23 protein-coding genes and 1 tRNA gene are annotated in these 21,394 nt (G+C 38.5%); 12 read left to right on the top strand and 12 right to left on the bottom strand.

The annotated features are described in order from the left end of the window. The first annotated feature begins 25 nt into the window (after positions 1-25). The 4 genes from FTT85_RS05785 (at position 26) to FTT85_RS05770 (ending at position 3,812) form a co-directional block, all read left to right on the top strand. Positions 26-2,083 carry a hypothetical protein gene (locus FTT85_RS05785; RefSeq protein ID WP_180183092.1) on the top strand — a complete coding sequence of 686 codons (2,058 nt, stop codon included), beginning with the start codon at positions 26-28 and terminating at the stop codon, positions 2,081-2,083. 11 nt (positions 2,084-2,094) lie between these two features. Then, the gene (locus FTT85_RS05780; RefSeq protein WP_180183091.1) at positions 2,095-2,868 is read left to right on the top strand and encodes a hypothetical protein; all 774 of its coding nucleotides are present in this window, start codon (positions 2,095-2,097) and stop codon (positions 2,866-2,868) included. Between the two features lie 270 nt (positions 2,869-3,138). Further along, positions 3,139-3,504: an MbcA/ParS/Xre antitoxin family protein gene (locus FTT85_RS05775; protein ID WP_180063156.1), complete on the top strand. Its 366-nt coding sequence runs from the start codon at positions 3,139-3,141 to the stop codon at positions 3,502-3,504. 77 nt (positions 3,505-3,581) lie between these two features. Then, on the top strand, positions 3,582-3,812 hold the full coding sequence (locus FTT85_RS05770) for a hypothetical protein (protein ID WP_180042394.1): 231 nt from the start codon (positions 3,582-3,584) through the stop codon (positions 3,810-3,812). Positions 3,813-4,036: 224 nt separating this feature from the next. Here the strand turns inward: FTT85_RS05770 and FTT85_RS05765 are convergent, their stop codons facing one another. From FTT85_RS05765 to FTT85_RS05755, 3 genes are all read right to left on the bottom strand, one after another. After that, on the bottom strand, positions 4,037-4,270 hold the full coding sequence (locus FTT85_RS05765; RefSeq protein ID WP_180042392.1) for a transcriptional regulator: 234 nt from the start codon (positions 4,268-4,270) through the stop codon (positions 4,037-4,039). Positions 4,271-4,389: 119 nt separating this feature from the next. After that, a complete protein-coding gene (locus tag FTT85_RS05760) occupies positions 4,390-5,586 on the bottom strand; it encodes a tyrosine-type recombinase/integrase (RefSeq protein ID WP_180042390.1) in 1,197 nt (398 codons plus the stop codon). Positions 5,587-5,779: 193 nt separating this feature from the next. Continuing rightward, positions 5,780-5,856: transfer RNA gene (locus FTT85_RS05755), tRNA-Ile, on the bottom strand. Between the two features lie 368 nt (positions 5,857-6,224). Between FTT85_RS05755 and FTT85_RS05750 the strand changes: the two genes are divergently transcribed. Together FTT85_RS05750 and FTT85_RS05745 are read left to right on the top strand one after the other, a co-directional pair. Then, entirely contained in the window at positions 6,225-8,429 is a 2,205-nt protein-coding gene (locus FTT85_RS05750; RefSeq protein WP_180183090.1) for an OsmC domain/YcaO domain-containing protein, read from the top strand. Between the two features lie 537 nt (positions 8,430-8,966). Further along, on the top strand, positions 8,967-9,191 hold the full coding sequence (locus FTT85_RS05745) for a hypothetical protein (RefSeq protein WP_111885746.1): 225 nt from the start codon (positions 8,967-8,969) through the stop codon (positions 9,189-9,191). Positions 9,192-9,317: 126 nt separating this feature from the next. On the opposite strand, the gene bioB is transcribed toward FTT85_RS05745, so the two are convergent. Beyond that, positions 9,318-10,310, bottom strand: a complete 993-nt coding sequence (bioB, locus tag FTT85_RS05740) for a biotin synthase BioB (RefSeq protein WP_180027230.1) — start codon at positions 10,308-10,310, stop codon at positions 9,318-9,320. A gap of 277 nt (positions 10,311-10,587) precedes the next feature. Beyond that, a complete protein-coding gene (gene queG / locus FTT85_RS05735; protein WP_180108755.1) occupies positions 10,588-11,682 on the bottom strand; it encodes a tRNA epoxyqueuosine(34) reductase QueG in 1,095 nt (364 codons plus the stop codon). Between the two features lie 20 nt (positions 11,683-11,702). Between queG and FTT85_RS05730 the strand changes: the two genes are divergently transcribed. Together FTT85_RS05730 and FTT85_RS05725 are read left to right on the top strand one after the other, a co-directional pair. After that, a complete protein-coding gene (locus tag FTT85_RS05730; protein WP_180183089.1) occupies positions 11,703-13,190 on the top strand; it encodes an NAD(P)H-hydrate dehydratase in 1,488 nt (495 codons plus the stop codon). 1 nt (position 13,191) lies between these two features. Further along, positions 13,192-13,467: an acylphosphatase gene (locus FTT85_RS05725; protein ID WP_168379658.1), complete on the top strand. Its 276-nt coding sequence runs from the start codon at positions 13,192-13,194 to the stop codon at positions 13,465-13,467. Between the two features lie 70 nt (positions 13,468-13,537). Here the strand turns inward: FTT85_RS05725 and ruvC are convergent, their stop codons facing one another. Continuing rightward, entirely contained in the window at positions 13,538-14,083 is a 546-nt protein-coding gene (ruvC, locus tag FTT85_RS05720) for a crossover junction endodeoxyribonuclease RuvC (protein WP_078189034.1), read from the bottom strand. A 133-nt stretch (positions 14,084-14,216) separates the two neighbouring features. Here ruvC and FTT85_RS05715 point away from each other — a divergent pair, with 133 nt between their 5' ends. Both FTT85_RS05715 and FTT85_RS05710 read left to right on the top strand, forming a co-directional pair. Further along, positions 14,217-14,789 (top strand): FxsA family protein, encoded by a 573-nt coding sequence (locus FTT85_RS05715; protein WP_180183088.1) that lies wholly within the window; start codon positions 14,217-14,219, stop codon positions 14,787-14,789. Between the two features lie 146 nt (positions 14,790-14,935). Then, positions 14,936-15,583 (top strand): LysE family transporter, encoded by a 648-nt coding sequence (locus tag FTT85_RS05710; protein WP_180183087.1) that lies wholly within the window; start codon positions 14,936-14,938, stop codon positions 15,581-15,583. A gap of 69 nt (positions 15,584-15,652) precedes the next feature. Here the strand turns inward: FTT85_RS05710 and FTT85_RS05705 are convergent, their stop codons facing one another. From FTT85_RS05705 to ahpF, 3 genes are all read right to left on the bottom strand, one after another. Then, positions 15,653-15,847, bottom strand: coding sequence for a hypothetical protein (locus FTT85_RS05705; RefSeq protein ID WP_168379657.1), 195 nt, complete (start codon positions 15,845-15,847; stop codon positions 15,653-15,655). A gap of 236 nt (positions 15,848-16,083) precedes the next feature. After that, the gene (locus FTT85_RS05700) at positions 16,084-16,326 is read right to left on the bottom strand and encodes a hypothetical protein (RefSeq protein ID WP_078192893.1); all 243 of its coding nucleotides are present in this window, start codon (positions 16,324-16,326) and stop codon (positions 16,084-16,086) included. Positions 16,327-16,592: 266 nt separating this feature from the next. Beyond that, positions 16,593-18,158, bottom strand: coding sequence for an alkyl hydroperoxide reductase subunit F (gene ahpF / locus FTT85_RS05695; RefSeq protein ID WP_180183086.1), 1,566 nt, complete (start codon positions 18,156-18,158; stop codon positions 16,593-16,595). A 284-nt stretch (positions 18,159-18,442) separates the two neighbouring features. Between ahpF and FTT85_RS05690 the strand changes: the two genes are divergently transcribed. Continuing rightward, on the top strand, positions 18,443-18,661 hold the full coding sequence (locus FTT85_RS05690; RefSeq protein WP_078189028.1) for a DUF1653 domain-containing protein: 219 nt from the start codon (positions 18,443-18,445) through the stop codon (positions 18,659-18,661). Between the two features lie 57 nt (positions 18,662-18,718). After that, the gene (locus tag FTT85_RS05685) at positions 18,719-19,312 is read left to right on the top strand and encodes an O-methyltransferase (protein WP_180054618.1); all 594 of its coding nucleotides are present in this window, start codon (positions 18,719-18,721) and stop codon (positions 19,310-19,312) included. Positions 19,313-19,396: 84 nt separating this feature from the next. Here FTT85_RS05685 and FTT85_RS05680 read toward each other — a convergent pair whose 3' ends face one another. From FTT85_RS05680 to ahpC, 3 genes are all read right to left on the bottom strand, one after another. Beyond that, positions 19,397-19,603 (bottom strand): KTSC domain-containing protein, encoded by a 207-nt coding sequence (locus tag FTT85_RS05680; protein WP_078189026.1) that lies wholly within the window; start codon positions 19,601-19,603, stop codon positions 19,397-19,399. 218 nt (positions 19,604-19,821) lie between these two features. Continuing rightward, the gene (locus tag FTT85_RS05675; protein ID WP_180183085.1) at positions 19,822-20,298 is read right to left on the bottom strand and encodes a hypothetical protein; all 477 of its coding nucleotides are present in this window, start codon (positions 20,296-20,298) and stop codon (positions 19,822-19,824) included. A 294-nt stretch (positions 20,299-20,592) separates the two neighbouring features. After that, the gene (gene ahpC / locus FTT85_RS05670; protein WP_078193727.1) at positions 20,593-21,156 is read right to left on the bottom strand and encodes an alkyl hydroperoxide reductase subunit C; all 564 of its coding nucleotides are present in this window, start codon (positions 21,154-21,156) and stop codon (positions 20,593-20,595) included. Between the last annotated feature and the right edge of the window lie 238 nt (positions 21,157-21,394).

The following is a 21,394-nucleotide window of genomic DNA, read 5'->3' as shown; positions in this document are numbered from 1 at the left end:
TTAAGGGAAATATAAAGGGAATAATATGAATAAATTTATAGGTGAACAAACAATATATCAACAACTAGTGGATCAGATAGTTGAGATAAAAAATCAGATTAAAAGTCTTGATGAGATTGTAGATGAAAATTTATTACTTGATGCTATTTCATCACAAAAATGGTATGGATTCAGAAATAAGCGAGAGATCGTTTTTGATAGCCATACAGGTATATTATTTCCAAATTTTGAATATATACCGCATATTGCTTATGATGATTGGGAGAAAGAAAAGAAGACATATGAATTAAATGGGATTGGAAAAAAACTTTGGGGAACTCTAGATACCTTAGGTTTAAGTGATGAGATTAAAAAGAAGTATTGGACAACAGATTTTGTCAGTCACTTTCCAAAGCAATATTCAGGAAAAAAATCTGTAAAAATGTATGTCGCTTGTATAGATTATAATTATTCATGGCTAAAAGATTTTCATGAAAATACTGATAAGCAAGGAAATTATTTATCACAAACTTCCAAAAACTATTTTTGGGAATATCAAAAAGAATTAAAGATGTTACCTGCTTTAAAGGTCATTGATAATCCTGGTTTATTACCTGACTACCCAAGATTAACTTCGCTTGAAAAAGCTAAAATAATTTTAGATTTTTATATTAGCCAAGACTGGCAACCAAAGTTTGAACCATTTCTAGAAAGGCAGTATACACTTAGTGAAGGTATTTTTAGATTCAAAGAGTTTATTGAAACCGAGGAAGAGTTTCAGGAACGTTGGGATATAGCACAACAGCAATGCGATGAATATAACCTTATTTTTGATACTTACTATCAACGAATACAATTACAAAAACAGTTGGTGGGGTTAGAAACACAACTTGCCGAATTACCTGAGCCAGAACCAGTTAATATATTTACGTCAGATTATGACTATCGACTAGACTTAAACACTTATGATTTAAGTGCAATTCAAAATTCAGTTTGGCAGTATAGCCAAGCAAGTCAGCAGTGGGTTAGTAATCTATTAAACCGTATTGATGAATGGGAAAGTGATCATCTAGATTTGGTTAAAACTGCCTTTGACTTAAATCAAGAGTTAGAGAAAAAGCTGCCAGTCTGTATTAATGTAACTACCGAAGAAAAACTTTTGCTTGAAGCGCAATTAGAATATCTTAAAAAACGGCTTGATTTGGGTTTAACACCATTGCGTTCAAATTTAATCAACTTGTTATCTGAATCCCAGCAAATATCTCTCAATTTGGAGCAGACCCATACATTGCTTGGACTCGCTCAGCTTGAACAGCAAGCGCGTCCAAGCTTTGAATTACTGGCTGAACATACTGCAACACTGTGTACCAAAACATTAAAAGAAATGGAGTGGTTAGGCGAATCCCTTGATTTTGTAAAAACAGCAGTCAATGCCGTACGTAAATCAGCAGAAGACTATTTTATTCTTGTAGATAAGTATCAACAGGATCTTAACCAAATCGGGCTGGAGAGCAGCATTGAAACAGAAGAGATTGCCAAATGGTTCAGTGAATGGCGCAATGAGCGCTTAACGCTACTGAAACAGATCCAGCCTTTGTTAGATGCTGGCCTAAATAAGACCATTGATGAACAAACTGTACTTGACGTGTTGCCATGTATTGAACAGTATCAAAATGAATTAGATCAGTTCTACTTACATAAGCGTTTAGGTATTCATACAACGTACGCGTTCCAACCGAATGGCCATCGCCAAGAGAAGTTAGAAAAAGAACAAGCGTTAACCAAACTTGTGCATCAATTCATGCAGCAGTTGGAAAAGGTCATCTTTAATACTCAAACCACGGCGCAAAAGATATGGCTGATACGTTTCAGTGAAACTTGGCAGCAAGGCTTGGTCAATGAAATTACAGATTTTTTAGCTAAAGAACAGTTAATAGAGCGTGATGATGTTGTTCAAATCATGAGTGAAGAACTGCGTAAAGTCCAACAGCAAAACTTAGCAGCATGCTTGCAGGATGCACAAAGCTATAGCGAAGCATTGGCACAGCGAGAAAAAGACGTAAATACATTGATATTTAAAATGCGCAAAGCGTTGATGAAATAAGGGGGATGTAAATGGGTTGGTTAGATTCTGTTACAGATTTCGTAAGTGGTGCTTGGGATACAGTGAAAGATTTTGTTGGTGGGGGCTCTTCCAATGGAGGGGGGCGTGATCGTGACTATGGTGGTTCATATTCAACATCTACAAGTTCTACTGTAACTAACTATGATCCAGATAAAGTTGAGGTCGCTAAACTGGAAAATGAACGTGTTGATTTAGTGAAAAATGCTCAGTTGGAATTGATGGAAGTCAATGCCCGTCTTGAAGCAGTGATGATAGAAGCACGCTGTAAAGGCTTTCAGGCAATGCAAGGTTCAATGATGCAAATGCTGAAAGAGGTGAATCATCTAGCCGAAGAACGATTGGTTTTGCTCGAAAATGGAAGTCAGGAGCAAATTCAGAAAGTTGAATCCATGTACGCTGATTTGAGTAAGGATATGGAAAATGATGATTTTATGTTTGCTAAAGTTCCACAGATGTTAGAAATCGCGAATAAGTTTCCAGAAGACTCTGACGCTCGAAAACTCTATATGAGTGGGATTGATCGTGAAATGGCAAAGCATTTTGATTTTAAGACTGAGCAGTTAAAGAACTTAAATACACGCTGTCAGATTGTGGTTGCATCCGTGGTTGCCAGTAAAGAGAAAATGCAACATCACATTGATACTGTTATTTCAAAGCGTATAGAGCATATCGAGCAAGTAATGCAGGTTAATGCTCAGCTTCCTTATAATGCAACAACACAAATTGGTGGAGATGAATCTTTGAAAATTGAGCAAAAGTTTTAAAGATAAATCAGTATTAGCAATCTGAAAATACTCGAATTATTGTAGAGCAATGCCTGATGTTAACCATTAGGCATTTTGTTTTAAATAGTTGTTTTTATGCTATATTCCTTTAGTAAATATATAAGTGGTTTAATGATTTCACAGAGTTGTTCCGGTATTCGGGACAAATAAAGTCTTGCCTTGGCTAATGCTAAATAATGTCTTGTAATAAGCAGTAAAGAAATAAAATCTTTAAAATTGAAATAGTAGAGATGGATTGATAATTTCATTATGGAAAAAGCCCAATCAGAAAAACAAAAAAAGGTGTTAGCTAAAGCTGTACTGAATGTGGCAGACCAACTTGATATAAGTCAAAGTCAACTCGCAACTGTAATTGGAGTTTCTAGAACAAGCATAAGTCGATTGAAAGTTAAATTAAGATTAGACGCTCATTCTAAACAAGGGGAGTTAGCGCTATTACTTATCAGTATTTATGAATCTTTAAATATTTTATCTGGTGGAGATGTGAAATTGATGCGTCTTTTTATGAATTCACCAAACAGTGTGACGGGTGGTATTCCAATTCATCAAATAAATACCATCAGTGGGCTGGTTCATGTTTCACAACAAGTTAGTGCGCTAAGATTAAGATGTTGATAAAAGTCGATTTTGTTAAAATAATTTTTTATTTGTTGATTATTACTTATAGAAGTATCAATCAGAGATTTTAAGTTATGAAAAAATTTAGCTTTACAATACATATAGTCGATCTGAATGCATCACATAATGGTTTTGAAGATAGGCTATATGAGGCAGGGTGTGATGATGCGCTTGTATGTTCAATCAATAAAAATTTATATCTAGAGTTTTCAAGAGAATCTAAAACACTCGATTTAGCTATTGAAAGTGCAGTAAATAATATTAAAAAAGCTAATGTAAAAGTAATTCGAATAGATGTTGAATAAACTGTACTATCTCAAAACCGATCTGACAGTTACCCATATTCAATAGTTGCTGCCAGTGAACCGTACCGAGTTTGCGGAGTCAAATATTCGAGAGCATGTTCCAATCAAAAAATTAAAATTCACGCTTGAAATGTAGTAGCTCAAATCTAATCTGACAGTTCCCTAATTTAATAGCAGCTGTCAGTTTAAATTTGAGCTAATTTTACTCAATCTTTATCGGTTTATTATTCTCTTTCCTCTAACTTTCGGAAGTGCCAATTTTTTATTTCATCATAGTCATAATATACACCAGCTTGTCTACTGGTTCCGCTTTTAATGCATGCTGGAAATGTTTCATCAGCAAGAGAAATCTTGCGTAATTGATTGAGCGAAATACTAAGCAACTTACATACATCTTTTCGAGTAATGCGTAACGGAACAAGTGATGTACTTTCTTTATCGAATAAAAATGGAGGCATTTTAATATCCTGCTTCGATTTAATTGAAGCGAGAATATCACTACTTGAAAAAATAATTTGTCGTACGTTAAATAAATGCAAAAATATTCAAATAAGTCTATAAATTAACCTATAAGGAACTATTTAAAGTTCCTTGGACCAGATAATTCATAAATTAGATCAGACCAAAATTGCATAATTTCTACTCTTTCACGTAAATGAGCACCTTTATCGTAGGCACCTTTCACTCCATTCTTGAGATGAGATAAAGCGGCTTCAATAACTTGTTCTCGATCGCTAAAATGATCATTTAAATGCGTACTAGCAATGTGTCGGAAACCATGGGGATTTTGTTGTCCGAAATAGCCTAATCTGTTTAATGCTGCATTGAAGGTTAAGTTTGAAATGGGTTTATTAATGCTGTCTCTTGACGGAAATAAATAACTGCTTTCACGATTTGATATTTGTTTTAGCCTTTCAAGTAATTGCAAGGTTTGATTGGAAAGAGGGATTGCGTGCTCAATACCACGCTTCATAATGTCCGAAGGGCGAATCCAAACTTTATCTTCGAAGTTAAATTGTTCCCATTTTGCTTGGCGCAATTCCCCAGGTCGTGGAAACATTAAAATCAACAATTCCAGTCCGATGCTAATCGTTTCGGATTTATATGTTCTGATTCTTTCTAACATAAGAGGCAATTCATTTAATCCAACATGCTTCATGTTACTAGCGATTTTTTTGTCTAAGAATTTATTAATGCCTGCAAGTGGGTTGTATTTGGTCTTATTTTTAAATACAGCAAGCTCATAAGCATTTCTACAATATGAAATCAGCTTCTCAATACGATTGAAAATTTTTTCTTCACGCTGTTTAGTTTGAAAAAATAAAAGCCATTCGCTAGAAGAAATATCTTCATATTTACGATGAGAAAAAGTCGGTAAAATGTGTTTTTCGATTGATTGCACTTCTTTTTTGAAAGTTGAAGGCTCCCATGTATTTTTTTTGGTATCAATCCATTCATTCAATAGTGAGCCAAATAATTTGTCATGTTCGATTTTTTCATTTTTTAATCGATCATTTTTAGATTCAAATTGAATTTCTCCAGTTTCGTATTTATATACTAATGATCGTGCAGCCTTAACAGAAATTTCAGGGTAGGGGCCTAATCCTCTCCAAGTCCATTTACCATCACTATTTTTAATTCGATATTGCCAAGATTTTTTACCAGAAGTTTGAACTCTCATGTAAAGCCCGGGGATATCGGAAATTCGGTATTCTTTATCCTTTGGTTTTTTCGAAGAATAGGCTACATCCGTTAAAAGTTTAGCTTTAGTCATAATATATTGATTTTCCTTGCATGAATTAATCGTTTGTATCCTGAGTTATAGTTTTAATTAAGGATACAAGCAAGGATACAAGGAGGGGAGTTTTATATGAGTGTATATAAGTTTGTTAGTGATAATAAAAAACCCTTAACTCTATTAGAATTAAGGGTTTATATGTCATACAAGTGTATATGATTTTAAAATTTGGTGGGCCCACACAGACTTGAACTGTGGACCAACGGATTATGAGTCCGCTGCTCTAACCAACTGAGCTATAGGCCCTATATTCTGAATGTGTTATTTATCAACAAGTTCAGACGCAAAGCATACTAGCGAAGATTTTTTTAAAAGACAAGCCTTTTTCTTCACGGCTGCACACTAACACAACAAATTGGCTGTAGTTGCAGCAGTTGAGCTTGGATTCGATCGAAATGCACAAAGTGTCGAATCCTATCGTGATGTAAATCACGACAAAAGTTATCAAACAGTCAAAATAACCTTATAATAATGCCCATTCTTGTCAGTACCGTGCCCAACAGCGCTTAGATTGGTACTGGCCTCACATTTTTAAGTCAATGTCCTACAGTTATTCGGCTTATGTTTTCATTTTTATGTGTTGCACTGACACATAAGAATATTTAGGTGCCCACATGGAAATTAAGGTTAATTATCTCGATAACCTTCGACAAGAAGCCAAATTTGATGACTTCACGGTAATTGCCGACCAACCTATTCGCTATAAAGGCGATGGCTCTGCTCCCGGACCATTCGACTACTTTTTAGCGTCATCAGCATTATGTGCAGCGTATTTTGTAAAAGTGTATTGTGCGGCGCGAGACATTCCGACAGACAATATTCGTTTATCTCAAAACAATATTGTTGATCCTGAAAACCGCTATAAGCAAATTTTCAAAATTCAAGTTGAACTACCTGCGGATATTTCTGAAAAAGACCGTCAAGGCATTTTACGTTCAATTGACCGCTGTACGGTTAAAAAAGTGATTCAAACTGGTCCTGAGTTTGTCATTGAAGAAGTAGAAAGCATTGATGCAGATGCACAAGCTTTACTTATGCCAAATTTAGCGTCAGACAGTACCACGTTTATTCCGGGTAAAGATCTGCCATTAGAAGAAACCATTGCCAATATGTCAGGTATTTTGGCTGGTTTAGGCATGAAAATTGAAATCGCGTCATGGCGTAACATCGTGCCGAATGTTTGGTCTCTACATATTCGTGATGCACAATCGCCAATGTGTTTTACCAATGGTAAAGGTTCTACTAAAGAAAGTGCCTTAGCTTCGGCTTTGGGTGAATTTATTGAACGTCTCAATTGCAACTTCTTCTATAACGACCAGTTCTGGGGTGAAGAGATTGCCAATGCTGACTTTGTGCATTATCCAGATGAAAAATGGTTCCAACCCGGCCCAGAAGGCGAGTTACCTACTGAAATCTTAGATGACTACACACGTGTAATTTATAACCCAGAAAATGAGTTATTAGGCACACATCTATATGACACCAATTCAGGAAATACAGCACGCGGTATTTGTTCTCTGCCATTTGTACGTCAGTCAGATGGTGAAACAGTGTATTTCCCATCAAACTTGATTGAAAATTTATACTTATCAAACGGGATGAGTGCAGGGAATACCTTGGCTGAGGCTCAAGTGCAATGTTTATCGGAAATCTTTGAGCGTGCGGTCAAACGTGAGATTTTAGAAGGTGAATTGGCTCTACCAGATGTACCAGAAGAGGTTTTAGCCAAATATCCAAGTATTGTTGCGGGTATTCAAGGCTTAGAAGAACAAGGTTTTCCTGTATTGGTAAAAGATGCTTCACTTGGTGGTCAGTACCCTGTGATGTGCGTAACCTTAATGAACCCACGTACTGGTGGGGTTTTTGCATCTTTTGGTGCGCACCCTAAACTCGAAGTAGCTTTAGAGCGTAGCTTAACCGAGCTTCTACAAGGCCGAAGCTTTGAAGGTCTAAACGATCTACCAAAACCAACGTTTAGCTCGAATGCAGTCACTGAGCCAAATAACTTTGTAGAACACTTTATTGACTCAAGTGGTTTGGTGTCTTGGAAATTCTTTAGCGCACAATCAGACTATGATTTTGTAGAGTGGGATTTCACAGCAAAAGGTGAAAATGCCAATGCGGAAGAAGCTGCAGCGATGTTTGCGATTCTAGAAGACATGGGCAAAGAAGCGTATATGGCGGTCTATCAGCATCTTGGTGCTACGGCATGTCGTATTTTGGTTCCGGGTTATTCTGAAGTGTATTTGGTTGAAGACTTGGTTTGGGATAACACCAACAAAGCTTTGGACTTCCGTGAAGATATTTTAAATATTCATCGCCTAGATGAAGACGAGTTAGTGTCACTGGTTGAGCGCTTAGAAGAGCTTGAAGTGGATGACTACACGGATATTGTGACGCTCATCGGGATTGAGTTTGATGACAATACCGTATGGGGTCAATTAACGGTACTTGAGCTCAAACTACTGATCTATATTGCGCTACAAGAGTTTGAAGAAGCAAAAGAGTTGGTCGAAACCTTCCTTCAATACAACACCAATACGGTCGAACGTGGTTTGTTCTATCAATGTATGAATGTGGTTTTAGAAGTTGAATTGGACGATGACTTAGATCTCAATGACTATGAACATAATTTCCGTCGTATGTTTGGTGACGAACGTATGGATGCAGTGATTGGTTCAATGGATGGCAGTCTTCGCTTCTACGGTTTAACTGAAACCAATATGCAACTTGAAGGTTTAGATCGTCATTTACGTCTGATTGATAGCTATAAAAAATTGCATGCTGCACGTGCGAAGTTTGCCAGTCAGAACGTTTAAATCTGGGGCTTGTTAATAAAGGCACTCACGTGCTCATCTATTTGAAAAAACTCTCCTAAGGGAGAGTTTTTTTTGTGCGAAATTTGCTGAAAATTAATCTATATCTGTGATGCTGATATTAATAAAAACCCTTAGAACTCAGATGAATATAAGGAAGGCTTAAAAATAACCGATTATCCGAAATTGTGTCATTTTAAAGTAAAGATATTTGACTCATTGGAAAAATATGATAATAAATTAGCTATGGCGTGTTTAGGCATGATCATAATATTTCAGGACGAAATATTTAGAAGCACATTAATAAATAAACGGGAGTTTTAACAACATGCTTCAATTATTCAGAAAACTATTTTGCATGCATATTTACGAATACGAGCAAATGGAAGAAATCGGTTCGCACAAGGAATGTCGTAAGTGCGGTGTGACAAAGTAATGCAGAGTCTAAGCCGAAAAAAAGTGAGCGAAAGCTCACTTTTTTAATGCCGGTCAATATTGAAATCATTAAAATAGAAATACATTCACAGTTTTTATGCAGATATGAGTAAAGATTTTCAAGCCGAACGTTATACCGTCGATGCCAATATGGCAGATACCATTGCATGGTTATTACAACATCAGGATTGCTTTGAATCTTTTCATTATGATGTGATTCAGCAGCAATTGGTGGTTCAACATGCTAATGGTCAAGACATTATTCGTGAAGGGGATTATTTAAATGCAGGCTATGGAATTTTAATAACAGCACATAACTTTGCGAAGTAATCGATATATTTTCCATACTCATGGTGATTCAACCATTCATTTATTCGCACCATCTCTTGCATTGCACATTGAAACCTACCACTGATCATTCAATAAAACTAAGCCCCGATGTTCGGGGCTTGGGTTTTAAGCCATTTGCATGGCATCAGTTGAAAGCTGTGCAGCAGTTGGTTTGGGCTGTTCCGCGATTAAACCGAGTTTGCTAAATAAAAGCTGATCTTTGCCTTCGCCTGCATTTGGCGTGGTCAGCAGTTTTTCACCAGAAAAGAGTGAATTTGCACCTGCCATAAATGCCAAAGCTTGTTCTGAATCACTCAGGGATTCACGACCTGCAGAGAGTCGAATATAGCTTTTTGGCATAATGATCCGTGCGACTGCAATGGTGCGAATCCATTCGATCACATCAAGTTTCTCAACCTCTGCAAGTGGGGTACCTTGAATAGGGACAAGGAGATTAATCGGCACGGATTCAGGATGAATCGGCAGCGTTGCCAACTCCATCAAAAAGGCGATACGGTCATCACGGCTTTCACCTAAGCCCACAATTCCGCCGCTACAGATTTTCATTCCAGATTGGCGAACATAGTCTAGCGTCGTTAAACGGTCATCATAGCTACGCGTGCTAATGACATTGGGATAATACTCACGAGAGGTATCGAGGTTATGGTTGTAATAATCTAAGCCTGCCTCATGTAGGCGCTCTGCCTGAGATTGATTCAGCATGCCAAGGGTCATACAGGTTTCAAGTCCCAGCGCTTTGACTTCACGCACCATTTCTAGCACATAGGGCATGTCCCGTTCATGTGGATTGCGCCATGCAGCGCCCATACAAAAACGCGAAGAACCTGAGGCAAGCGCAGCTTTCGCTTCATTGATGACTTTTTCCACAGCCAGACGTTTTTCAGCTTCTAATCCAGAGTCATAATGTGCAGACTGAGAGCAATATTTACAGTCTTCAGGGCACTTACCGGTTTTAATCGAAAGTAAGGTGCTGACTTGAATATGATTGGCTTGGAAATATTCACGGTGAATGGTCTGTGCTTGGAATAATAAATCCATCAATGGTTGTTGATACAACTCTTGTATTTCTGGATGTGTCCAGTCATTTCGGTAGCTCATAAATAATCCATATTTTCTGCCTAATGCAGATCATCATACGTAAAATTTGCAGACTTCCAAGACTATTTTGTAACATTGAAATTTAGCTAAAGTGCATTGAAATGGCTTTTTTAAAGAACTTTTGATATTTAAGATACTTACAAAGTTGTGTTAAATGTCAGCACAATCGCTGCAATGTTTATTTTAAGCTGAAAAATCAATTTTCTTTGATTGCGTCACTAAGTTTTAGCTTAAAAGAAAACTTTGTAAGGATCTGGAAAATAGAGAATAAAAGTCCTTAAAGCATTTTTGAGTTTTGTTCTGCAATTGCCCAATCAATATGAACTTGCACAATCGCGTCATGTTTTTCGCGAGAATTTTTTAATGATTGCACAATATTTGAACTGTATGGTGCATTGCCTAAGCCAATGGCGATATTTCGCATAAAACTTTGATAGCCTGTTCGTCGGATAGGACTGCCTTCAGTACAGCTTAAAAAAGTGGCTTCATCCCATTGCCAAAGATCTAATAAACTCACTTGGTCGAGGCCATGACGTGGATAAAAGTCCTCAATTTGAGTTTTATGCGCAAAGCTATTCCATGGACAGATAAGTTGACAGTCATCACAGCCAAACACACGGTTGCCAATGCCACGGCGTAATTCTTCAGGAATGATGCCTTTATATTCGATGGTTAAGTAGGCAATGCATTTACGTGCATCTAACATATAGGGCTCAACGATGGCCTGAGTTGGACAGATATCAATACAGGCTGTGCATGAACCACAATGTTTGGTTGCCGGAGAATCAAAAGGTAATTCGAGTGATGTAAACAGCTCACCTAATACAAAAAATGAGCCTGATTTTTTATGGATCAGTAAGGTGTGTTTGCCTGTCCAGCCCATGCCTGCATTTTCAGCTAAGGATTTTTCAAACACTGGTGCAGAGTCGGCAAAGGGTCTAGATTCAAAATCTCCGATTTTTTCACGGATGATATTCGACAAGGTTTTTAAACGACCACGCATGACTTTGTGGTAGTCACGACCTCGTGCATAGCGTGCAATGATGGCTGCATTTGGCTCATCAGGCACATAACGTGGTTTTGGGGTTTCGACCAAATAGTCCATTCGGACACAAATGATACTGCGGGTGCCGGGGACTAAAAGTGCTGGATTGGCACGTTTTTCAAGGTTTTCCTCTAGGAATTTCATATCGCCATGATAACCACGTTCTAAATATTCTTTAAAACGAGGGAGTTCCTCTTGAGCATCTGGCTTTGCGATGACACAATCAGAAAAACCTAAATTTAAGGCTTGTGCTTTAATCCATGCTTTTAGGGTTTCTGGATCATATTGATCGACAGGAATTTTTTGTGCAGGAGTTGAAGCGGCCATAATCATAACAAGGAAAAACAATGCGTCTGCAAGTTTACCATAGCCCTGTTTATCTTAGCCAAAGTATTCAAGCTTGGGAGCAGCGATGGTTTGCTCAGCACAATAGCAGTTATGGTCTGATGCAGCAGGTCGCGTGGTCGATTGCTCAGCAACTCATTCCAATGTTAAAGCAGCAAAATTTAAAAAATATTGCCGTATGTTGTGGGCGGGGCAATAACGCAGGAGACGGCTATCTTACAGCACAATACCTACAGCAAGCAGGCTTTCAAGTTGATATCTATTCCGCTGAAATTGGAGCATCGAAAGATTTACATTCTGCGGTACAAGAAGCGATAGATCACAAGCTCAAGATCTATACACATTTTGATTTTCAGCATGACTATGACGTTTATATCGACGCATTATTTGGTATAGGACTCAATCGTGAACTTTCAAGCGAATGGCAAGCCATTATTCAACGATTGAATGCATGCACGGGACTCAAAGTTGCTATTGATATTCCAAGCGGTTTACATGCCAATACAGGGCAGCCTTTACCCATCGCATTTCAAGCCGATTATACCTTTACGGCATTGGGTCTAAAAGCAGGGCTATTTACAGGTCAAGCGAAAGAATATGCAGGTGAAGTTTCGGTGATGGCATGTATACCGACTGATGCAGAGCTTGAGCCACTTGCTTATTTGTCGCCGCAGAAAATCACTTTACCTGCGCGTCAAGCCTTTGGTCATAAAGGCAGTTATGGACATGTTTTAGTTGTTGGTGGACATGCTGAAATGGGTGGGGCGGTGATTATGGCTGCTGAGGCTGCATTCCATGCAGGTGCAGGTAAGGTCACGGTTGTTTGTGATGCACGACATCACACCGCGATTTTGGCGCGCGCACCGAATATTATGCTACGCGATATCAATGCTTTAAATACAGAAACGATTCAGCAACTGATCGATCATGTTGATGCGATTAGCTTTGGCATGGGGCTTGGTCGTGACGATTGGGCACAACAGCAGTTTCAGTCTTGGTTTCCATTGATTCAGCAGTCAACCTTGGAAATTGTTTTGGATGCAGATGCCTTATGGTTTCTAGCTGAAGCACCTGAAAATTTGAATGCACGAACCTATGCAACGCCACATCCGGGTGAAGCTGCGAAATTATTGGGTATTACTACTGCTGAAGTTGAAGCAGATCGTATACAAGCAATTCAACATTTAAAAGAAAAATTTCAAGGTCAATGGGTGCTTAAAGGGGCAGGCAGCTTGATACTTGAAGATCAACTTTGGATTTGCACCGCAGGTAATGCAGGAATGGGTACAGGCGGTATGGGGGATGTGCTTGCAGGGATGATTGCAAGTTTAAAAGCACAATTTCATCAGCAAATTCATCTGCATGAAATCGTAAGCCTGCATGCTTTAGCAGGTGATGTATTGGCGAAGTCGGGGATGCGTGGTTTGCAAGCACAGGATATGGCCCAAGCGGTTTATCATGTGGTCAATCATTCAGGAGTTGAAGACTAAAATGCATGCAGTTAAATTGAGAATTCAAGGTAAAGTGCAGGGTGTTGGCTACCGTCGTTGGTTTGAGCAGCAAGCGCTTGCACTCGGTTTAAATGGCTATGTGAAAAATCTAGCGACGGGCGAAGTTGAAGCGCTGATTATAGGAACTGAAGACGCCATTCATAAAATACTGAAACACAGTCTGGTGGGGCCGTTACGAGCAGACGTGACTAAAATCGATCAGCAAGAAATTCCAATGCATGAATTAGACTATAGCGGTTTTAAAATGATTCGCTAAATTTGATCACTAGATTAGGTGGGCTTTTGAAAACAGAATGAATTACTGAACTATATGATTTGACGATTATTTACCGACGTCGAGTGCTTACACGACTTCGGCCGCGAGCCATACCACCTAAGGCATTCAGTACAGCCATTTTACTCATACTACCAGACGCATGCGCATGACAAATTGCGGCAGCCAAAGCATCGGCTGCATCCTGCTGGGGTTTGATGCTTAGGTTCAGAATGCGCATAACCATCATTTGGACTTGTTCTTTATCTGCAGCACCATAGCCGACCACAGATTGTTTGATTTGCCGCGCAGTATATTCAGCGACTTGTAAATCTAAATTGGTTAAAGCAGCAATAGCAGCGCCACGTGCTTGACCTAGTTTTAGGGCTGAGTCAGGGTTTTGAGCCATAAAGACTTGTTCAACAGCAGCTTCAGTAGGCCCGTGAAACTTTACGATACGATCAATACCAGCAAAGATACGTTTTAAGCGTTCAGGCATTTCTGTCGTTTCGGTACGAATGGTGCCAGCATCGACAAAACGTAGTTTAGAACCATCCTTTTCGATGATGCCGTAACCAGTTAAGCGCGACCCAGGGTCAATACCGATAATTAATGACATGTTTGCCCTATTTTGCCCTTTAAAAATAAAATAATGCCCATATTGTTACATAAGCGTGTCAAAAAAGCTTGATAGTGATTGAGCAGTTGAACGCAACACCTTAAATTAATTTACTGAGATTTGTTTAATTTTCATGAAATTATTTCTTCTGATTTTAGCAGGCTTGATCCTGGAAGTGTTTGTCTGGATCGGTGTGGGCGACCTTGTCGGCAGCATGTGGTATGTCTTTTTCTGGTTCGTGGCAGCCTTCTTTATAGGGATGAATATTATCCATAAATATTCATCAGGTCTGATGCCTCAAATGCAGCAAATGCAAGCGGGTCAAATGAGTAATGATCCAGCTTTAACTGGAAACTTACCTAAAATTTTGGCTGGTTTCTTGTTGCTGTTACCGGGTCTAATCTCAGATATTATGGCACTACTTATTTTGATTCCACCTGTACAAAATGCCATGAAAGCAGTCATGATGAAAACCATGATGAAGCGTCAGCAAGCCATGATGGAAAAAATGATGGGTGGCATGATGGGCGATATGGGAGGCATGGGCGGTGCTCAAGGTCAGAACCCATTTGCAGATATGATGCGTCAAATGCAAGATATGCAAAATCAGCAATCAGGTCGTGATTCATCCGTTATTGATGGTGAAGCTCGTGAAGTAACCCCAGATGCGAAACAAATTGAACTGAAAGATGTCAATAAAAAATAAGTAACTCAGTATGAAAGGCCGAATGTGTATTCGGCTTTTTTTTTGCGTGAATGTTGATACGGCCTAAAAATAAACCTTGTGTTGCCAACAAAAAAATTGAACGGGCGATATAATCTTCACGTTTTAATTCAAATGAATCAGCTTGCATGTCACTGTTATTCACCATCTGCGCGCTACATTTTGTTGCGCAGTTGAGTCCCGGTCCAGACGTATTATTAATTGCTAAAAGTGCAGCATCAACAACCCGTGCAAATACCTTAAAAATTATTGCGGGGATCTCTGCCGGGATTGTGGTGTGGGTCGTTTTAACCTTATTGGGCTTTACGGTTCTGGTCGAGCAATTTCCATGGATACAACAAGTTTTAATGGCTGTTGGTGGATTTTTCTTAGCGAAAATGGGTTGGGCAATGTTTAGTGGCGGGCTTAAAAGTTTAAATCAAACAGCCAATTTAGAAGATGGGCAGGCCTTAAGTCAGCAGAAAACTGAAAATTATTTCTTATTAGGTTTATTTACAAATTTAGCCAATCCGAAAACACTGATCTATTTTAGTAGTGTGTTCTCACTGGCGTTGAGTTCATCAGCCAGTAGTAACCTAAAAGCACACCTTGCTGTCATCATTCCGATTCAAACCTTTATTGTGTTTAGTTTGTTTATGATGATTATGTCTTTGCCTAAAATTAAAGCACTCTACCAACGTTCGGGTAGTTATATTGATGTGGTTTCAGGGGCGTTATTTTTATTTTTTGCGATTTGGCTGTGGTTCGACGCAATTAGAATGTTCAATCTTCAATAGCTGCAAACATATTGCTGTCAGCAAAGCGAAAGCCAAGTATTAAAACTTGGCTTTTTTTATGTCCAAGTTCTATTGCTCTGGATTGGTTTGATCTTGGTCTTTAGACGGTGCTGTATTTGATGGATCTTGTGCAATATCGGTGGTTTCAGCATGATCACGATAACGGTTTGGCTTGAGGGTAGTTTCGGTATTTTCAGAGCCTTTGTATGATCGGCTACGATTGGCGCGTTCACGTAAACCGCCTTTTTTGATTAACTGCACCATCATCTAGAACCTCATTGCTATCGCCATAGTTTAAAGAATTTTCCTCGTGAAGATAAGTGAGCAGGGCGATGCTAGCGCATAAAAAAGCCTGAAATCATTCAGGCTTTCATCATTTTAACTTATCTCTTTGAATGACTTTAACGCGACCCGATAACGGTGCTTAAATTCAGCTTAGCTAAAATTTTACACATTGCCAGCCTGTTCATAGGGCTATGTTTGGCTGTTGTAAAAAAAGCTTAATTTTTACCATCCTGCTTGAGTACTTCAAAGATGTTGAGTTGGGTTGTCGCTTCAGTATCGTGCTGTTGCAAATACACTTGGACACTCTTAAATAGAATGGCAACAGCCAAACAACTGAGTATGCAAAATATCCAAAAGCCATATGGGCTACGGATATTATGCGAGCCACATTCGGAACATTCTTTATCGCTTGAAGCCAATACTTTATTGCAACAAGCACAGTGATATTGATAGTGCATTGCTTTTCTCCATTTAGTCGAATTTGACCAACATTCTTGTTGTTATTGTCAACCATCAATCCGTGATGATTGTTTTATCTTAATGTGCAAATAAGCAGATGTACAAGTTTTAAACGGTTTGTTTTGCTCATTATTGTGTAAGTGAATAGCGTCAGAGAGTTAAATATTTGTTTTATTGCTAATTTATAAATGAAACAAGACATGAATTTTCAGTCATAAAAAAAGCCAGTTCGAAAACTGGCTTTTGCTGTTCTGTCTAAACTGAATTATTGACCCGAACGGATGATGTAATCAAAAGCAGACAATGATGCTTTCGCGCCTTCACCTGTCGCAATGATGATTTGTTTGTACGGTACTGTTGTACAGTCACCTGCAGCAAATACACCTTTCACATTGGTTTCGTTACGTTCGTTAATTACGATCTCACCACGGTTTGAAAGTTCTACAGCTGTTCCTTTCAAGAAATCAGTGTTTGGTAACAAACCAATTTGTACAAAGATACCGGCCAATTCAATCGTTTTGATTTCATCTGTTGCACGGTCTTTGTAGTTCAATGCAGTCACTTGTGAACCATCACCGACCACTTCTGTAGACAATGCATTCATGATCACAGTGGTGTTCGGTAAGCTATTTAACTTGTCTTGAAGGACTTGGTCAGCACGAAGCTTGGTATCAAACTCAACAAGTGTTACATGTTCCACAATACCTGCAAGGTCAATCGCCGCTTCGACACCTGAGTTACCACCACCGATGACTGCAACACGTTTACCTTTAAACAATGGACCGTCACAGTGTGGGCAGTATGCAACACCACGAGTACGGTATTCTTGCTCACCTGGAACATTCATCTCTCTCCAGCGTGCACCTGTTGAAAGAATCACTGTTTTAGATTCAAGTTTTGCACCATTCTCTAAAGTTACTTCAACTAGACCATTGGCTGTTTGATCTGCACCTTTGATGTCTGATACACGTTGCAAGTTCATGATGTCCACACCGTACTCACGTACATGTGCTTCCATTTCAGCAGCAAACTTAGGACCTTGTGTCTTTTGAATCGACGTGAAGTTTTCAATGTCCATGGTATCCATGACCTGACCGCCCATGCGCTCAGCCACGATACCGGTTTTGATACCTTTACGTGCCGCATAGATCGCAGAAGTATTACCTGCAGGGCCACCACCAATCACAAGAACATCAAAGGCATTTTTGGCATTTAACTTTTCAGCATCTTTCGCTGCAGAGTTAGTATCCAATTTGGCAATGATTTCTTCCAAGGTCATACGACCTTGACCGATGTGGTTGCCGTCTTGGAATACCATTGGTACAGCCATGATTTTGCGTTCTTCCACTTCTTCTTGGAAGAATGCACCATCAATCATGGTTGCAGTTGTACCCGGGTTATATATCGCAATCAGGTTCAAGGCTTGAACCACGTCAGGACAGTTATGGCAGCTGAGTGATACAAACACATCAAAGTCAGTTTTAAGACCTAGACCTTTGATAGTGTTCAGTACTTCGTCAGAAACTTTCGGTGCATAACCTGAAGTTTGTAGCAAAGCTAGAATCAAAGATGTGAATTCGTGGCCCATCGGCAAACCTGCGAAGAATACACGTGGTGTTTCACCTGCTTTTGCAATACCAAAGCTTGGCGCACGGCTGTTGTTACCGTCAAAACGTGCAGTCACTAAATCAGATAAAGCGGCAACTTCGGTCACCAATTCTTTAATTTTGTCTGATTTGTCCGTGCCGTTTAAAGTAGCGACGATTTCAATCGGGCCTTCAAGGCGTTCAAGTAAGGTTTTTAATTGAGCAGAAGTATTTTGATCTAACATTGCTAACGTCTCCAGAGGAGTAAATTTATTTGATGAGAGAATGATAGAACAAACCATTAAATAGGTGAAACGGTTTGTTTTTATAAAATTAATCGGTTTTACAAATCAAATGATTAAATTTCTTTCTAAATCATAAGAATATACCGATGTGAATCCAGTCAATATTGGGCCACTATCGAGAAATACAAGTTAAATAGTGGAAAAATAAATGAATTCATCGCGCTTTAAGCAAGACAATGCTAGAGTCAACCCTATTGTATTGAGAATTTTTTTAGGGAAATGGCATGCAGGTCAAGCAAGGGATTTATCAGCATTATAAAGGTCAGTTGTATCAAGTCTTTCATGTTGCAACACATAGTGAAACGCGTGAAAAAGTTGTGGTCTACCAGTGCTTGTATGATGACTATTCCATGTGGGTTAGACCCTTAGAGATGTTTATGGAAACCGTTGAAATTGATGGTGAAGTAATTCCACGTTTTAAGCTGATCCAAGAAACCCACTGAGCAGATATTTAGCCCTTCAATTTATAAATATGAATGAAATAGTAAAAGGACAGAATCATGAGCATGGATGCAAATTTTAAAAACTATATGCAACAACTCTATGCAGACTTTAGCGCTCACGATGCTGCGCAAAATCACCGACTTGCGCGTTACCGAAATATTGAGCCTGAATCTGCACTGTTTTTGGCTATGCAAATTCGCTTAAAACAAGCCAAACAGATCTTGGAAATTGGAACATCTACAGGTTATTCCACGCTGTGGTTAGGAGATGCTGCACAGTCTACACAAGGGCGGGTCGAAACCATTGAAATTGATGCAGCGCGTATCGAGCAAGCTAAACAACATGCGGCAAATTTAAGCTTAGCCGAATACATCGAATTCCATCATGGCGATGCACTGCATTTTTTACAGCAGTTAAATCAGCGTTATGACTTTATTTTATTAGATGCAGAACGTGATGCGTATATCGCGTATTGGCCATATTTAGCTGAATTGATACAAGCTCAAAGTGGCGTGTTAATCGTGGACAATGTGCTGTCACATGCCAATGAGGTCGCTGAATTTATCCAACGTGTTGAAGCGGATGATCGTTTTATCAGTACGACCTTAAATGTGGGCGCAGGGCTCTTTATGGTGACTTGGCGCAACTAAAAATCAGGGCATTCAGCCCTGATTTGATCGAATTTTTTTTAATTAGTAAAAATACTGTTGCTATAGCGCTGAGCTTGTAGCGGTTTAACCCTGTAAGCTTACTCGTGAAAAATGTAGATCATATTCTAAATATTTGTGGACAAATGCCGTTTTATCACTACATCGAAGTAAATTATCATAAATAAAAGGTGAAACTGGATAAAAGAGATCCCCAGAACCATTCGCATAAAATATTTTTAAGTAACGTGAAGAAGAACTGTATTTCCAAGAAGTTACCACAGTTGTTGTCATAAGCCACCCCCTTATTGCGTTGTTATAGTCATACTGCAGTTAAAGGTTTATCTCATTTGAAATTAAGACAAATTTAGGGCGTGAAGTATTGCAGAATTGTTAAAAAATAATGTTTTATCTCACATTTTTTTCATTTCTTTATCAACTAATTTGATAAAAATAATGCCAGTTCAAAGAAATGCCATAAGCGTTATTCTCACTTGTTGGTGTCGGGGGAGTTAAAAACTACGGCATTGTTCTGATTTATTGCCTTTGACTTGGTTGTTGCTGCCATTAATTGAAAAAGCATTTTCAAGACAAATCAAATTACCTGCGATTTCATTATTATTTAGAACAATATTGCCGTTATTTTTCTTTAATTTCAGGTCGCCTGAAATTTGGTTATTGAGGAGTTGGATGTTTTTCCCTGTCGTAAAATCGACATTGCCACTGATATTGTTATGATTGGCAATGATCTTGGTAAAGTTTTTATTCGATTCAATATTGCCTTTGATGTGGTTGTCATACAGTTCAACACTTGCACCATTTTCTAAAATAACATTGCCATGAACAATTAAACCTTCAAGCTGACAATTTTTTTTGACTTTAATATCTTCACGAATACTTTGGTTTTTAATTTCACCTTCGCAGTTCATGGCAGCAAAAGTTGTAAACGAACATAAAATTAAACTGATCGAGATGAAATATTTTTTCATGGGCTTACATCTTCCTGAAATAAGCAATTGACCTAAAATTTATGTTAAAAATACTGAAATACTGGCAAAGATGTAAGCCTAGACAATCGGGTTTGCGGCGCATTTTTATTATATTTGTGTAAGCTCTAACTTGATGAATATCTACAGATATGTAGAAAGTGCTAGTACGTTAAAGTTGTATGAATAAAGTGTGAACTGCGTAGTAGGGTGTATAGAGGTATATACTCGCAGATAATAGGCATAAAAAAACCACGCTAAAAGCGTGGTTTTTGAATCAGTTCAATCTAATACAGATTAGATTTTACCAACTAGGTCGATTGAAGGAGCAAGAGTTGCGTCGCCTTCTTTCCATTTAGCTGGGCAAACTTCGCCTGGGTGAGCGTGTACGTATTGAGCTGCTTTAACTTTACGAAGAAGTTCTTGAGCATCACGACCGATACCACCAGCGTTGATTTCAACGATTTGGATTTTACCTTCTGGATCGATAACGAAAGTACCACGATCAGCAAGACCGTCAGCTTCGATTAATACATCAAAGTTTTTAGCAAGAGTCCAGTTCGCATCACCAACCATTACGTATTGGATTTTTTTGATTTCTTCTGAAGAATCGTGCCAAGCTTTGTGAGTGAAATGAGTGTCAGTAGAAACTGAGTAGATTTCAACACCTAGTTTTTGGAATTCTGCATAGTTGTCAGCAAGGTCACCAAGTTCAGTTGGGCAAACGAAAGTGAAGTCAGCTGGGTAGAAGAATACAACAGACCATTTACCTTTAAGATCAGCTTCAGTTACTTCGATGAATTGACCATTTTGGAATGCTTGTGCTTTAAACGGTTTAACTTCAGTATTAATTAAGCTCATCATTGTCTCCATGATTGAGGTTTGTTTTTGATTTCCAATAGGGTACAGAAATTTTGCTTATTGCTGAAATAGTATTTTTACATAACTAATATCGGAAAATCCGAATTAGTACACTCCAGAACTATTTCAGCAATAACGATTATTTATCATTATTTCATTCGATATAAGCCATATCAATGCCATATAAAGTTGAAAGTAAAATGACAAAATCATCTTTTTAAAGTCTGTAACCAACATG

Origin of the sequence: Acinetobacter sp. YH01020 (genome assembly GCF_013420275.1) — a bacterium.
In the GTDB taxonomy this organism is placed as follows: domain Bacteria; phylum Pseudomonadota; class Gammaproteobacteria; order Pseudomonadales; family Moraxellaceae; genus Acinetobacter; species Acinetobacter amyesii.
Note: the sequence above shows the minus strand (reverse complement) of the source record. Positions and strands in the feature narration are given on the sequence as shown.